This window comes from Gordonia sp. VNK21 (assembly GCF_046098115.1).
Lineage (GTDB): Bacteria > Actinomycetota > Actinomycetes > Mycobacteriales > Mycobacteriaceae > Gordonia.
The window spans coordinates 150,842-164,863 of the sequence record NZ_JBJURU010000006.1 but is presented as its reverse complement, the minus strand read 5'-3'; the positions used below and the strand labels follow the sequence as shown (position 1 = coordinate 164,863).

Annotated in this window: 13 protein-coding genes; 7 read left to right on the top strand and 6 right to left on the bottom strand. The window is 69.4% G+C overall.

Annotated features, from left to right (window positions below; genetic code table 11):
* Positions 1-225: 225 nt before the first annotated feature.
* Positions 226-1,191: an acyl-CoA thioesterase gene (locus ACJMNC_RS08605; RefSeq protein WP_408947526.1), complete on the top strand. Its 966-nt coding sequence runs from the start codon at positions 226-228 to the stop codon at positions 1,189-1,191.
* An 87-nt stretch (positions 1,192-1,278) separates the two neighbouring features.
* Here ACJMNC_RS08605 and ACJMNC_RS08600 read toward each other — a convergent pair whose 3' ends face one another.
* The 4 genes from ACJMNC_RS08600 to ACJMNC_RS08585 form a co-directional block, all read right to left on the bottom strand.
* The gene (locus tag ACJMNC_RS08600) at positions 1,279-1,896 is read right to left on the bottom strand and encodes an FABP family protein (RefSeq protein ID WP_408947525.1); all 618 of its coding nucleotides are present in this window, start codon (positions 1,894-1,896) and stop codon (positions 1,279-1,281) included.
* Between the two features lie 226 nt (positions 1,897-2,122).
* Positions 2,123-2,428 (bottom strand): DUF1416 domain-containing protein, encoded by a 306-nt coding sequence (locus ACJMNC_RS08595; protein WP_408947524.1) that lies wholly within the window; start codon positions 2,426-2,428, stop codon positions 2,123-2,125.
* A gap of 5 nt (positions 2,429-2,433) precedes the next feature.
* The gene (locus ACJMNC_RS08590) at positions 2,434-3,273 is read right to left on the bottom strand and encodes a sulfurtransferase (protein WP_408947523.1); all 840 of its coding nucleotides are present in this window, start codon (positions 3,271-3,273) and stop codon (positions 2,434-2,436) included.
* Between the two features lie 249 nt (positions 3,274-3,522).
* Positions 3,523-4,404, bottom strand: coding sequence for a DUF2993 domain-containing protein (locus ACJMNC_RS08585; protein WP_408947522.1), 882 nt, complete (start codon positions 4,402-4,404; stop codon positions 3,523-3,525).
* A 90-nt stretch (positions 4,405-4,494) separates the two neighbouring features.
* Here ACJMNC_RS08585 and ACJMNC_RS08580 point away from each other — a divergent pair, with 90 nt between their 5' ends.
* From ACJMNC_RS08580 to pstB, 6 genes are all read left to right on the top strand, one after another.
* Positions 4,495-5,229 (top strand): DNA-binding response regulator, encoded by a 735-nt coding sequence (locus ACJMNC_RS08580; RefSeq protein ID WP_408947521.1) that lies wholly within the window; start codon positions 4,495-4,497, stop codon positions 5,227-5,229.
* A 93-nt stretch (positions 5,230-5,322) separates the two neighbouring features.
* Entirely contained in the window at positions 5,323-6,249 is a 927-nt protein-coding gene (gene mshD / locus ACJMNC_RS08575) for a mycothiol synthase (RefSeq protein ID WP_408947520.1), read from the top strand.
* Positions 6,250-6,506: 257 nt separating this feature from the next.
* A complete protein-coding gene (gene pstS, locus ACJMNC_RS08570; RefSeq protein ID WP_408947596.1) occupies positions 6,507-7,586 on the top strand; it encodes a phosphate ABC transporter substrate-binding protein PstS in 1,080 nt (359 codons plus the stop codon).
* 26 nt (positions 7,587-7,612) lie between these two features.
* Positions 7,613-8,623, top strand: a complete 1,011-nt coding sequence (gene pstC / locus ACJMNC_RS08565; protein ID WP_408947595.1) for a phosphate ABC transporter permease subunit PstC — start codon at positions 7,613-7,615, stop codon at positions 8,621-8,623.
* A gap of 1 nt (position 8,624) precedes the next feature.
* A complete protein-coding gene (gene pstA, locus ACJMNC_RS08560) occupies positions 8,625-9,506 on the top strand; it encodes a phosphate ABC transporter permease PstA (protein ID WP_408947519.1) in 882 nt (293 codons plus the stop codon).
* Positions 9,507-9,590: 84 nt separating this feature from the next.
* Positions 9,591-10,367: a phosphate ABC transporter ATP-binding protein PstB gene (pstB, locus tag ACJMNC_RS08555; RefSeq protein WP_408947518.1), complete on the top strand. Its 777-nt coding sequence runs from the start codon at positions 9,591-9,593 to the stop codon at positions 10,365-10,367.
* A 211-nt stretch (positions 10,368-10,578) separates the two neighbouring features.
* On the opposite strand, the gene phoU is transcribed toward pstB, so the two are convergent.
* Entirely contained in the window at positions 10,579-11,241 is a 663-nt protein-coding gene (phoU, locus tag ACJMNC_RS08550; RefSeq protein WP_408947517.1) for a phosphate signaling complex protein PhoU, read from the bottom strand.
* A gap of 69 nt (positions 11,242-11,310) precedes the next feature.
* Complete coding sequence (locus ACJMNC_RS08545; RefSeq protein ID WP_408947516.1) at positions 11,311-13,920, bottom strand: LCP family protein; 2,610 nt, start codon at positions 13,918-13,920, stop codon at positions 11,311-11,313.
* Positions 13,921-14,022: the final 102 nt, after the last annotated feature.

The window sequence follows — 14,022 nt, the reverse complement described above, 5'->3', positions numbered from 1 at the left end:
CCGCCGGCCCGGCCGGCCTGACGGTTCCCGCCGGCGGTCACCGTCGATGTGAGGTCGACGGCGGGCCCGGCAGGGAACCCTCGTGCATGCGGAGCGGTGCCCGTGCGTGTCGGCCGCGCATCGGGCGTGTTACCGCCCGATCACCGAAAGATCTCCACCCCTCCCCGGTGTGATGTGCAAAGAACGGGCAGGTCAGCATAGGTCACCGAGATTTGGAGGTACCCCATGACCATGTCCGACAGGCAGATCACGCTGCGCTTTCTGGCCGCACCGACCGACGTCGCCACCCTCGGCGGCGCCGTCCGCGGCGGACGCATCCTCGAATGGGTGGACAAGGCCGCGTACGCCTGCGCCGCGGCCTGGTCCGGCGGCTACAGCGTCACCGCCTACGTGGGCAACATCAGCTTCGGCCGCGACATCTCCTCCGGCGACATCGTGGAGGTGACCGCCACCATCGTCGACACCGGCCGCACCAGCATGCACATCGTCTGCGAGGTGGCCTCCGCCGATCCGCGGGTCGGACGATTCACCGTCGCCAGCAGCTGTCTGCTGGTCTTCGTCGCCGTCGACGAGAACGGCAAGCCCACGCCGGTGCGGCAGTGGGAGCCGGTACTGGCCGACGACGTCGAGAAGGCTCGGTGGGCCAAACGCCGGGCCAAGGTGCGCGCCAGGATCGAATCGGCGATGTCGGAGGCCGACTATTCGCACACCAGCGCCGCCCCGGAGGCCACCACCCGGTTCCTGGCCGCACCGACCGATGTGAACTGGGGCGGGAAGGCGCACGGCGGCCGGGTGATGGGCTGGATCGACGACGCCGCCTACATCTGCGGCTCGCGCTGGTGCGGCGGTGAGGCGGTGACCGTCTACATGGGCGGGGTGCGCTTCTACCGGCCGATCCAGATCGGCCAGCTGGTGGAGGTGCGTGCGCAGCTCATCCACACCGGCAAGCAGACCATGCACATCGCCGTGCACGTGTACACCCGCTGGCCGCGGGAGACCGACCGTCTGCAGTTGGCGGCGCACAGCCTCACCGTGCTCGCCGCGCTCGACCACGCGGGGGATGCCACCGAGGTGAAACCCTGGCTTCCGCAGCTCCCTGCCGACGTGGCCCTCGACGCGCATGCCCGCAAGCTGATCGCGATCCGCGGCCGCCGTGGGCCGGCGCAGGCGCACCGCATGGTCTCCATCTGACCCGGTGCGCACCTCGAGGCTGCCGTAGGTCGTGACGCCTATATCCGGTAATGATCTACAGCAGAGTGCCGGATACGGCAGGGGCGGTCAGCCGATGACGCGGGTGAGCTTGGCCGACAGCCGCGGAGTGAGCTCGCCGTCGGCGTCGATGCGCTCTTCGACGTAGGCCAGGTCGCCGTCGGGCACCAGACCGTAGAGGCGCTTGGCCGCACCGGTGTGGCTGCCGGTCTCGGTGCGGATGTTCACGTCCGTGGTCAGATTCCAGGAGGTCTGGTTCAGGGGGCGGCCGTAGTAGAGCTCGATCGAACCCTCGGCGTGGGTGAGCAGAAGTTCGACGGTGTCGTCCTCGCCGATCCGCCAGAAGCCGGACTCGCGCAGATCCGGGCGCACGTAGGCGCCGTCCTCGTCGAGGACCCAGGACCGCGACTGCCAGCACAGGTAGTTGCCGCCGTCGTGGCTGATGATGATCTGCTGGCCGAACGGGTAGTCCTCGCCGCTGATCGGGTCGTGGCCTTCGCCTTCGCCCTCCCAGACGCCGACCATCGGGAGCAGGGCCAGCAGGCCGGGATGCAGGTCCGGACCCTCGCGGAGGTTGGCCGTGTCGACGGGCAGCGGAAGATCGCCGACCGTCGGGAGATTGCGTCCTCCGGTCTGCTCAGCGCGGGCAGCGGCCTGGTCGATCGCCTCGTTGCCCGAGCGGGTCATGACTCGTCGTTGACCAGTCGGTAGATCACGTAGAACGCGAACCAGATGATCAGGACCGTCGCCAGGCCCAGCAGGATCTCAAAGAAAAGCACCACGTGTCGGATTCTACCTCCCGGGTCGTGGCGATCCCTAACCCGCCGGGCACCTGAGGGATATGCCACAGCCCGGGGATGCGCGAGAGCCCCCGCCGGACAGGGCGGGGGCTCTCGCGTCGAACGAGCGCGTCTTACTTGCTGACGGTCACGTCGTGGTTGTGCACTCCCGGACCCTCGGGAGCGATGGTCACATCGCCGTTGCCCTGCGAGCTGAGCGCCCGCAGAGTCCAGGTGCCGGGAGCGGCGAAGAACCGGAAATCACCGGTGGCCGAGGCGACGACCTCCGCGGTGAACTCACCGGTGCCGTCCAGCAGCCGCACGAAGGCGCCGGCCACCGGGGTGCCCGCACCGTCGACGACCTGACCGGTCAGCACGGTCTCCTTCTCCACGTCCACGCCGGCCGGCAGGTTCTGGCCCTGCTTGGGTGCTCCACACATATCTCTTACTTGCCCTCTCCGAGCTCGATCGGCGCGCCGACCAGGGATCCGTACTCCACCCAGCTGCCGTCGTAGTTCTTCACATTGTTCTTGCCGAGCAGTTCGGTGAGCACGAACCAGGTGTGGCTCGAACGCTCGCCGATGCGGCAGTACGCAATGGTCTCACGGCTGTCGTCGAAGCCCTTGTCCGCATACAGCGCGGTGAGCTCGTCGTCGGTCTTGAAGGTGCCGTCCTCGTTGGCGGTGGTCGACCACGGGATGTTGATGGCGCCCGGGATGTGGCCGCGCTGCTGCGCCTGCTCCTGCGGCAGATGCGCCGGAGCCAGGATCTTGCCGGAGAACTCGTCCGGGCTGCGCACGTCGACCAGGTTCTTGGTGCCGATGGCATCGATGACCTCGTCGCGGAAGGCGCGGATCGAGTTGTCGGCCTGCTGGGCCTTGTACTCGGTGGCCGGGCGGGTCACCGCGTCGGCGCTCAGCGGGCGGCCGTCGAGCTCCCACTTCTTGCGGCCGCCGTCGATCAGCTTGACGTCCTGGTGGCCGTAGAGCTTGAAGTACCAGTAGGCGTACGCGGCGAACCAGTTGTTGTTGCCGCCGTAGAGGACCACGGTGTCGTCGTTGGCGACGCCGCGCTCGGAGAGCAGAGCCGAGAAGCGGTCGGCGTCGACGAAGTCGCGACGCAGGCCGTCCTGCAGATCTTGCTTCCAGTCCAGCTTGATGGCGCCGGGGATGTGTCCGGTGTCGTAGGCCGAGGTGTCCTCGTCGACCTCGACGAAGACGACCTTGTCGGTGTTCAGATTCTGCTCAGCCCAATCGGCGCTGACCAGGACATCGGAGCGTGCCATGTCGATCCTTTCTGCAAGGTCCCGCTGACTGGAACCTCGGGGTTTCGTGATGGGGGTGCCGTACGCACCCAGGGGGATGATTCGGTCGAGATCAGGGTGCACGCGCCGGCCGGCGCGGCGGCTGCTATCGACAGCGGCAGGTGGCGACACGACAGAGGTCGATCGCCAGGCGACGGGTGAGCGCGAGCTCGCGCGGCTGCTGCATGCCACGACGGTACAACACCGTCGGGACGGGCTCGATGCGCCGCTTCAGAAGGTTGCCGGGGTGAGGCGGGGGTGATCCTGCTCGCCGGCCAGGACCAGATCGCTTCCGCGGGCGAAAGCCCTGCTCACGTGGGTGTTCCAGGCTAGTGGAACACCCGGCAGGGTGGTTGAGAAGAGTTTAAGTACCGATGAGTGAAATTCCTCCGGGACGTCGTCGGAGAAGTGTTCCTCGGGGCCGTCGTAGAAGCCGTCGGCGACGATCTGCACCCGCCCGCCGACCACCGTCACGTGCGCGGTGACGCTGACCCGCACCGTGGGCGATAGGTACTCGGACGCCGACGGCGGATACCGGCCCTCGCGTTCGGGGGAGCCTGGCAGCGGCACCGTACCGCTGAGCATGAGGCCGTCGGTGCGTTCGACGAGGGCGGGCATGCCGCCGCCGATCTTGTCCTCCGGGGCCGGGGTGCTCAGGTACAGATCGGTGATGCCCATCAGCCGGCCCAGATTCACCGAGTCGATCCGGGTCTCCGCGTCCAGGCGGGCCGCGGTGATCGAGGTGTCGCCGGCCACGCCCCAGACGCTCCCGACCACGGCGTCGGCCAGCTGCCCGCGCACCGTGACCGTGCACTGCCCGCGGGTCACCGTCCCGCAGTCGCCGATCCCCACGCCGAGCGCGTCGACGGTGATCGTGGAGAACTCGCCGCTGCCGGCCCGGGTGAGGAACGGGAAGCCGCTGAGTGTGACCTCCGGTTCCTGGCTGATCTCCGGCGCCCCGGCGATCGCGGTGGCCAGCCGATGCTCGGCGCGCGAAGCGGCCAGGGTATCGGCCAGAAAGGCGAGCACCAGCACGCCGACGACGGCGAGCACGGCGACGACCGTCACTCGGCGACCGCGGCTGACCTGGGAGATGCGGTCGGAATCAGACATTGGCGCTATTCTGTCATCTAGATGTAAAGGTGCTGCGGCCAGCGTCGATCGACAGCCCACAGTTAGGCCACTACGAGATCGGAGTGGTAAGTGGACCTGTTGCTGTTGACGGCCGACGATTCCGCCGAAACCGTTCTTCCCTCCCTTGCGCTGCTCGCGCACCGTGTGGACGTGCTTCCCGCCGAGACCTCTTCCCTGATCGATGCGGGGGAGGCCGAGGTGGTTCTCGTCGACGCGCGGACCGATCTCGCCGGCGCCCGCGGGCTGTGCCGGCTCCTCCAGGGCGCCGGCCGATCCCGGGTCGGTGCCGTGCTCACCGAAGGCGGCCTGGTCGCGGTGAACGCCGACTGGGGCATCGACGACTTCCTGCTCCCGGACATCGGCCCGGCCGAACTCGATGCGCGGCTGCGGCTGCTCGCGTCCCGCGGCGCCGCGCACGAGGACGAGCAGGCCGACCGGGTGACGCTCGGCGAACTGGTGATCGACGAGGCCACCTACACCGCCCGGCTGCGCGGTAAACCGATCGACCTGACCTACAAGGAGTTCGAGCTCCTCAAGTTCCTGGCGCAGAACGCCGGCCGGGTGTTCACCCGGGCGCAACTGCTCCACGAGGTGTGGGGATACGACTTCTTCGGCGGCACCCGCACCGTGGACGTGCACGTGCGCCGGCTGCGCGCCAAACTCGGCGCCGACCACGAGGCGCTGATCGGCACGGTGCGCAATGTCGGCTACAAGGCGGTGCGCCCGAGCCGGGGCCGCGACGCCGCGAACTCCGAAGACGGGAACGCCGACGACGACGATCTGGACGTGGAGTCGGCCGGCTGACCCGCCCGCCCCGCGCCCGGCCGGCGCGCGAGTTAGATCACGGATGGCCGATGCGTGACGCCGAGCGCCCGCACGGCCACTAGCGTGAGCACGATGAATCCCACAATCGACGTCCGCACCGTCACCGGTGCCCTCACGTCCGCCGATGCCGCCCATGCCCACGCGATCGCCGAGCGCGCAGAGCAGCGCGACTCGGTGGCGCCGCTCTCCGAGCAGGCTGTCGCCGCCATCGACGGGCAGGCCCACCATCTGTTCACCGACCACGGCTACGCCAACATCCTGGTGCCCTCGGGCGGCGTGCCGATGATCGAGCTGGCGGTGGATCCCGAGCACCGCAACCACCGGGAGGGAGCGACGCTGCTGGCCGCGAGCCTGCGGGCCGCGCTGAAGCTCGGCGAGCACGCACCGCAGGTGTGGGCGCACGGCGACCTGCCGTGCTCGGCCGGACTGGCCGGCTCACTGGACCTGCGCCGGGTCCGGGAACTGCTGCAGCTGCGGCGTCCGCTGCCCGGAGGCGGTCACACCGGCATCCCGGAACTGCCGGAGCTGCCCGCGCACGAGGGCATCGTGCTGCGCACCTACGCCGGACCGGCCGACGACGCCGAGATCCTGCGGGTGAACAACGAGGCCTTCTCCTGGCATCCGGAGCAGGGCGGCTGGGACATCACGGAGATCACCGCCCGCACCGGCGCCGACTGGTTCGACCCGGCCGGACTGTTCCTGGCCTTCGACGCCGGTGACGGCGAGCGGCTGCTCGGCTTCCACTGGACCAAGGTGCACCCGGGCGCCGCGCAGTCCGGCGGCGATCTCGGCGAGGTGTACATCGTCGGCGTCGATCCGGATGCGCAGGGACGGGGCCTCGGCGGCCTGCTCACCCTGGCCGGGCTGCGGCATCTGGCGTTCGACCGGGGCCTGGACGAGGTGGAGCTGTACGTGGAGGGGGACAACACCGCCGCCCTGGCCACCTATCGGCGGCTCGGCTTCGAGCGCTGGGCCGTGGACGTCGCCTACGCCCTCTAGCCGCAGGGCCCTCCCGCCACCGGACTCTCTCGCACCGGACCCTCGAACCGGACCCCCGCACCGGGTGCCGGACGGGCCGCCCTGACAGCGGCTTTGCCTACCGTTCGCCTGGACGTCGCCGTGTGTCCGGTAGAGGTTCGGCCGGGCGACGGGGACTGTTTCCCAGCGGGCAACCCGGTGTCCGTTTTGTACTCACCGGGCGTCGATAGTTTCGCGACGTACAGCTACGAGCGAAGCGATTGAAAGGCATGACCGCCATGGTTTCCCCGCGTATCCCCTCCCTGCGCACCTTCCCCGCCAAGTCTCTCGGAGTGGCCTCGATGGCCGTCACCGCCGGACTGGTGCTGAGCGCCTGCGGTGGAGACGACTCGACCACCATCACCGGTGAGGGGTCCACCGCGCAGCAGCGCGCGATGACCCACTTCTCGGATCTGCTCACCGACGAGGGCGGCGCCGTGCTCGACTACACCGGCTCCGGTTCGGGCGCCGGCGTGAAGAAGTTCCTCTCCGGCGACGTCGACTTCGCCGGCACCGACTCGCCGCTCAAGCCCGAGGAGGCCACCCAGGCCAAGGAGCGCTGCGGCGGCAACGACGCCTGGCACCTGCCGCTGGTCGCCGGCCCGGTCGCCATCGCCTACAACCTGCCCGGTGTGGAGAATGTGACGCTCAACGCGGAGACCCTCGCAGAGATCTTCAACGGCAAGATCACCACCTGGAACGACGACAAGATCGCCGCCCTCAACAAGGGTGTGAAGCTGCCGTCCACCCCGATCGTGCCGGTGCACCGCACCGACAGCTCGGGCACCACCGACAACTTCACCACCTTCCTCAAGGCCAATGCGCCCGGGCAGTGGCCGTACGAGCCCAGCAAGGAGTTCCCGGTGCAGGGCGGCAGCGGCGCGGCCAAGTCGACCGGCGTCGGCGACACCGTGAAGAAGACCGAGGGCGCCCTCACCTACGTCGAGTGGGGCTTCGCCACCGAGAACGATCTCGGGATCGCGCACATGGACTTCGGCGCCGGCTCCACCGAGCTGAACGCGCAGTCCACCGGCCGAGCCCTGGACGCGGCCAGCTTCGTCACCCCGGGCAGCAAGGACCTCATCGTCGACACCGACGCGCTGTACAAGCTCTCCGAGGCCGGCGCCTACCCGCTGGTGCTCACCACCTACGAGGTGGTGTGCTCGACCGGTTACAGCGATGACGCGATCAGCGGCGCGCTCAAGGAAGCGTTCAGCACCATCCTGGACAAGGGCCAGGACGGGCTCGCCGAACTCGGTTACGTCCCGCTGCCCGAGCAGTTCGCCAGCGCACTGCGTTCGACTATCGACGCACTGTGACCAGCCCGGACACCGCCGATACGCCGATGACTACCGGGGTGGGTCCGGTCCCGCCGCCTGCGCCGCCGCGGCGGACCACCGACGACGATGAGCAGCCGTCGGGCGCACTGAAGACCGTCTCGCGCACGGGGGACCGCGTGATGCGGTTCCTGGCGACCGGCTCCGGGCTGGTGGTGACCGCCACCATCGGGCTGATCGCACTGTTCCTGCTGATCCAGGCCGTCCCGGCGCTGGCGAAGAACACCGAGAACTTCTTCACCTTCACCGGCACCTGGGTGGTGTCCGGACCGGACCTGAAGTTCGGTATCGCCGCGCAGTTCTACGCCACCATGGTGGTGTCGGTGCTGGCGCTGATCATCGCCATGCCGGTGGCCCTGGGCATCGCGATCTTCGTGACCGAGTACGCGCCGCGCCGGCTGGCCGGGCCGATCTCGTTCACGGTGGATCTGCTCGCCGCCGTCCCGTCCATCGTCTACGGCCTGTGGGGCATCCTGGTGCTCGGTCCGGCGATGGTCGGGCCCAACCGGTGGCTGGTGGACAACCTGGGCTGGCTGCCGTTCTTCAAAGAACCGCAGAGTGCGGCCAACATGTCCACCGGCGGCACCCTGCTCACCGCCGGCATCGTGCTGGCCGTGATGATCCTGCCGGTGATCACCGCCGTCACCCGCGAGGTCTTCGCGCAGACCCCGCTCGGGCACCGGGAGGCCGCCCTGGCCCTGGGCGCCACCCGCTGGGAGGTGGTCCGCACGGCGGTGCTGCCGTTCGGCTTCTCCGGCTACATCAGCGGCTCCATGCTCGGCCTGGGCCGGGCGCTCGGCGAGACGATGGCACTCATGCTGATCATCTCGGCGGTGGGGCCGATCGACTTCAACCTGATGGAGAGCGGCGAGACCTTCGCGACGATCATCGCGAACAACGCCGCCGAGTTCGACGACCCGCTCAAGACCGGTGCCTTCATCTCGGCCGGCCTGGTGCTGTTCGTGCTCACCTTCGTCGTCAACGCGGCTGCCCGCGCCGTGATCGCCCGAAAGGCCTGACATGACTCTCGCACAGGAAGAACGGTCGCAGCCGCTGCAGCTCACCGGCACCTCGCTGCGCCGCCGGACGGTCGACGGCCTGGCCCGGGTGCTGGTGACCGCCGCGGTGCTGCTGGCCGTGCTGCCGCTGGGCTGGCTGGTGTACACGCTGATCTCCCGGGGTATCGGGCCGATCCTGGACGTGCAGTGGTGGACCGAATCGGAACGCTACGGCGGAGCGGCCAATGCGATCGTCGGCACGCTGATACAGACCGCATTGGCCACGGCGGTCGCGGTGCCGCTCGGCGTGCTGGTGGCGGTGTACCTGGTGGAGTACGCCAACGAGGGCGGCCGGCTGGTCAAGGCCACCACCTTCATGGTCGACGTGCTCTCCGGCGTGCCCTCGATCGTGGCGGCGCTGTTCATCTTCGCCGTCTGGCGGACCACCCTGGACCTGCCGCGTTCGGGTTTCGTGGTGGCGCTGGCCCTGGTGCTGCTGATGATCCCGCTGGTGGTGCGCTCCACCGAGGAGATGCTCAAGATCGTGCCGCAGGAACTGCGCGAGGCGTCGTACGCACTCGGCGTTCCGAAGTGGAAGACCATTCTGCGAGTGGTGCTTCCGACCGCACTGAGCGGCATCATCACCGGCATCATGCTGGCAGTGGCCCGGGTGATGGGCGAGTCGGCGCCGGTGCTGATCCTGGTGGGCGCCACCCGCGCGATGAACGTCAATCCGTTCGACGGCAACCAGCAGTCGCTGCCGCTGATGATGCTGCAGGAGTACAACAGCGGTCCCAGCGGCTACGAGAACGTGTGGGGTGCGGCGCTGTCCCTGGTGCTGCTGGTGGCGATCGTCTACCTCGGCGCGCGGCTCGCCGGCCGTTTCACCGGCCCGCGGAAATGACCGGCGCGGAAATGACCGGCCGCGCAACCGGATCCGCACACGCCGCACTGACCTGCGCGACGACTTTCGAGAAAGAGAACTGACATGTCCCACTGGATGACCATCAAGGATCTGAACATCTATTACGGCGACTTCCACGCCGTGAAGGACGTCTCGCTGGCGGTGCGGCCGCAGTCGGTGACCGCGTTCATCGGCCCGTCCGGGTGCGGCAAGTCCACCGTGCTGCGCACCCTCAACCGGATGCACGAGGTGACCCCGGGCGCCTACGTGACCGGGCTGGTGGATCTGGACGGGGTGGACCTGTACGGCAGGGGCGTCGACCCGGTGGCCGTCCGCACCACTGTCGGGATGGTCTTCCAGCGGCCGAATCCGTTCCCCACCATGACGATCCGCGACAACGTGGTCGCCGGACTCAAGCTGGCCGGCGTGCGTGACCGGCGCAAGCTCGACGAGGTGGCCGAACGCGCGCTGCGCGGCGCGAATCTGTGGGAAGAGGTCAAGGACCGGCTCAACAAGCCGGGCGGCGGCCTCTCCGGCGGGCAGCAGCAGCGGCTGTGCATCGCCCGCGCGATCGCGGTCTCGCCGTCGGTACTGCTGATGGACGAGCCGTGCTCGGCGCTCGACCCGATCTCCACACTGGCGATCGAGGACCTCATCGCCGAGCTGAAGACCGAGTACACGATCGTCATCGTCACCCACAACATGCAGCAGGCGGCCCGGGTGAGCGACCAGACCGCGTTCTTCAACCTCGAGGGCGTCGGCCGGCCGGGGCAGCTGGTGGAGGTGGGCGCCACCAAGGACATCTTCTCCAATCCGGAGCGCCGGGAGACCGAGGACTACATCTCCGGCCGTTTCGGCTGAGTCGAAGGTCACGCCGCCGGGGCACCGGGCAGGCGAGCGAGCGAAGACCCCGGCAGAGCACTGCCGGGGTCTACGCGTCTGACCGGGAGCCGGTGCGGCGGACGGGGTTCCCCGGAGAGCCGGGTTCGTCGGGGTCCTCCCGCGGATGCGTGACGGCCCGGCACCGCCGATCAGCGGTGCCGGGCCGTCCGGCTTCTCGGGGGACGGTCGCTCAGCCGACCTCGGCGAGCTGTTCGGGGGTCTTGCCGGTGGCCTGGAAGACCACCCTGCTGGCGATGGAGACCGCGTGGTCGGCGAAGCGCTCGTAGTAGCGGCCGAGCAGGGTCACGTCCACGGCGGCGGCCACCCCGTACGGCCAGTCCCGGTCCATCAGCACCGTGAACAGGTGACGGTGCAGATCGTCCATCGCATCGTCGTCCTCCATCAGGGCGAGCGCATCTTGGTAGTTCTGGCTCATCAGCACCTGCTGGGCGCCGCGCGCCAGGTCCACGGCCAGCCGGCCCATCTCCTCGAAGTAGCCGGTCACCTCCTCGGGCAGCACCCGCGACGGGTGCCGGCGCCGGGCCACCTTGGCCACGTGCAGGGCCAGCGCACCCATCCGGTCGATCTCCGAAACCAGTTGGAAGGTACTGACGATGGCGCGCAGGTCGCCGGCCACCGGGGCCTGCAGAGCCAGCAGCTCGAAGGCCTTCTCCTCGGCGTCGGCGGACTGCTCGGCCAGCTGGTCGTGGTCGGAGATCACCTGCTCGGACAGCACCAGATCGGCCTCGAGGAGGGCGCGCGTGGCGCGCTCCATCTCGTTCCCGACGGACTCGCACATCCGCCCCAGCAACTCGTTGAGGACAGCCATCTGCTCCTGATACGCATCCCGCATGGCGCCATCGTACGAGGGCTGCGGGACACGTGGCTGCCGCCCCGGTGAAGCGGATATGAACAGTCGGCGTCAGGCGCAGGTGGTGTCACCAGCGTTGGTTACCGTGAGGTCATTGGGCAGGTCACTGTGCGAATCGGCCTTCGGCAGCTGTCCGACGGTGATCGTGCTGCCGGCCTCGGGCAGCGGGCCCATCGCCGCGACGCCCTGGTAGTCGCTGCCGAGGATCACCTCGACGCCCACCTTGACGGTGCTGTCCTCCTGGATGCGTGCACCCGGGAACATCTTGGCGATGGTGGCCGCCGAATCCTGCTCGCCCGCGCCGTAGCGCACCACGGTGTCCTCCCGGTTGGTGGAGGCGTCGGCCACGCCCGGGACGTTGACGTCCATCGACAGCAGCTGGTTCATCACCTCGGTGGCCACCCCCGACCCGCCCGAGCCGTTGAGCACGCGCACGGTCATGTTGGTGGGGTACTGCGCGGTGCCCTCGAACTGCGAGGACGTCTTCGGCGCGGCGGCCGTCGTCGGCGACGCGGACGACTCCGCACTCTTGTCCCCGTCGCCCTTGTCCGAGTCACCCGAGTCCGACTTGGCCTTCTCCTTGGCCTCACCGGGTAGCGGCTGGTCGTCGATGATGGCGTTGAAGATCGCGTCGATGTCGTCGGTGCGCGGGATCTCGTTGTTCTCACCGTCGGTGGTGGTGCCCGAGGTGGGGATGGTCAGGAAGGTCACCCGGCCGGCATCCATGCCCTGCATGGACTCGGCGAGCTCGATCAGCGAGTCGGTGTTCACACCCTCCACCAGAGAGTGGTCGATGAACGTGGTGACCATCTTGTTCAGCTTGTTCGGATTGGACAGGACGTCACTGGAGAGCGTCGAGCGCAGCAGCGAACTGAGGAACAGCTGCTGCCGCTTGATACGGCCGTAGTCGCCGTTGCCCTCGGCCGAGATGTGCCGTGCGCGAACATAGTTCAGGGCGCGTTTGCCGGTCAGCTTCTTGGAGCCGGCCTTGCGCAGGATGTAGCCGAGTTCGTAGTCGTAGAGCGGCACGGTCGAACACACCTTGACGCCGCCGATCACGTTCACCATCTTCTCGAAGCCCTCGAAGTCGATGGCCATGAAGTGGTTGATGTTCAGACCGCTCATCTGGGTGATGGTCTTGACCATGCACGACGGTCCGCCCTCGGCGTAGACGCCGTTGAGCTTGACCCCGCTCGCCTCGGGAAGCACGGTGCCGGTGGAGCTTCCGTTATCGCCGGCCGACCAGTCCCACTCGTCGCATTCGGGCCGGTCGACGGCCAGGTCGCGCGGCCACGACACGGCCACCACCCGGCTGCGGTCGGCGGGGATGTTGACCAGCAGGATGGTATCGGCGCGCTGGCCCTCGATGCTGTCGGCGTCGCCGCCGCCGATCTGCCCGTTCTTGCCCGAACGGGAGTCGGTGCCGACGAGCAGGTAGGTCTCGTCGCCGTACTGGGCGTGCTTGTTGCGCACGTTGGGGTCGTCGCCGTTGAGGGCGGTGACGATGTTCCAGGAGCCGTTCCAGCCGCGCTTGAGATTCCACACGTAACCGGTGCCGACCAGCGAGAGCACGCAGGCGAGAGCCACCAGGATGCGGCCGGTGTACGTGGCGGTGCGCCGCGCGGTCTCCTTGGTCGAGCCGGCCGGTTCGGCGGGCGGCCGTTGCACCGGAATCGCCCCGGACAGGTCCGGGGTGGGCTGCAGCCGGCGCGGGCGCCGCAGTGCGGCGGGTCTGTCGGCAGCAGCCCTGTCGGCGGGCGTCGTGCCGGCAGCGGACTGTTCGGTCGCCGGTGCGTCCGGGGCGACGACATCGGGGGTCTCGCCGTGCCCGTCGGCCGGGACGTCGGCGGTGCGCAGTAATTCGGTGACGGGTTCGTCCGACGACGGTGCCGGCGCGGCCGACTCGTCCGGTGCGGCGGCGGTGGCAGGTTCGTCGCCGTCGTTGCGGCGCAGCGAGGGCAGCCGGCGGCGCGGCGCCGGCGGGGGCGTGGACGGCGCCTGGCCGCGTGATTCACGGCTGGCGCGTTCGGCCGTCGCCTCGGCGGACAGGTCGACCACGGGCTCGTCGTCGACCGGCGGCAGCATCTGGGTGACGTCGGTGCCCGGATCGGGTTCGGCGGGCGGACCGGACGCCGGCGGTTGCGCGGCCGGCGGCGGGGCGACGGGCGGCTGCTGGGGGGCGGGGCGCCGGACCGGGCGATCCGGAACTGCCGGGGCCTGCGGAATCGGCGGCCGTCCCGCGCCGGGCTCGGCGGCCCGCGGCGGCCGGGGTGTTCCGGAGTGGGGTGTTCCGGACTGGGGGTCCGCCGGGCGCGGCCCGGCGGGCCGGTCCGTGCCGGGGGCCGGACGAGGCGGGGTGCGCCGGACCGGGGCGGTGGGCTGCGAGGACGCGTCCGGCCGGGAGGGGGCGGCCTGGGCGGCGTCGTCCATCCCCATCTGCTCCATGAGCTCGCGGACGGTGAGCCGTCCGCGGCCGCGGACGGTACGGTCCGTGCGCTCGGTGCGTTCGGGTTCGCGCAGGCCCTCCATGCGCTCGTCGCCGGACAGATGCCCGAACCGCGACTGGAAGTCGTACGACTCGGACGACCGGCCGGCGCGCCGGGAACGCCGCGCAGGCCCGCTGGGGCGCTCCGGCGGCGAGCCGGGTTCGTCTTCGGTCACTGAGTCGTCCTTCGTCGATCGCGTACGAGCACGGCCGCAGAGACCTGCGGCGAGGCTGCGAACATCCTAATCGCCTCACCTGAGAGCGCTGTAAATACCGGG

What these genes read in the sequence shown, in the direction of transcription:
- ACJMNC_RS08605 (WP_408947526.1), top strand. Translation starts at nt 226, where the DNA reads ATGACCATGTCCGACAGGCAGATCACGCTGCGCTTTCTGGCCGCACCG.
- phoU (WP_408947517.1), bottom strand. Translation starts at nt 11,241, where the DNA reads ATGCGGGATGCGTATCAGGAGCAGATGGCTGTCCTCAACGAGTTGCTG.
- pstB (WP_408947518.1), top strand. Translation starts at nt 9,591, where the DNA reads ATGTCCCACTGGATGACCATCAAGGATCTGAACATCTATTACGGCGAC.
- ACJMNC_RS08600 (WP_408947525.1), bottom strand. Translation starts at nt 1,896, where the DNA reads ATGACCCGCTCGGGCAACGAGGCGATCGACCAGGCCGCTGCCCGCGCT.
- pstS (WP_408947596.1), top strand. Translation starts at nt 6,507, where the DNA reads ATGGTTTCCCCGCGTATCCCCTCCCTGCGCACCTTCCCCGCCAAGTCT.
- pstA (WP_408947519.1), top strand. Translation starts at nt 8,625, where the DNA reads ATGACTCTCGCACAGGAAGAACGGTCGCAGCCGCTGCAGCTCACCGGC.
- ACJMNC_RS08595 (WP_408947524.1), bottom strand. Translation starts at nt 2,428, where the DNA reads ATGTGTGGAGCACCCAAGCAGGGCCAGAACCTGCCGGCCGGCGTGGAC.
- ACJMNC_RS08590 (WP_408947523.1), bottom strand. Translation starts at nt 3,273, where the DNA reads ATGGCACGCTCCGATGTCCTGGTCAGCGCCGATTGGGCTGAGCAGAAT.
- pstC (WP_408947595.1), top strand. Translation starts at nt 7,613, where the DNA reads ATGACTACCGGGGTGGGTCCGGTCCCGCCGCCTGCGCCGCCGCGGCGG.
- mshD (WP_408947520.1), top strand. Translation starts at nt 5,323, where the DNA reads ATGAATCCCACAATCGACGTCCGCACCGTCACCGGTGCCCTCACGTCC.
- ACJMNC_RS08585 (WP_408947522.1), bottom strand. Translation starts at nt 4,404, where the DNA reads ATGTCTGATTCCGACCGCATCTCCCAGGTCAGCCGCGGTCGCCGAGTG.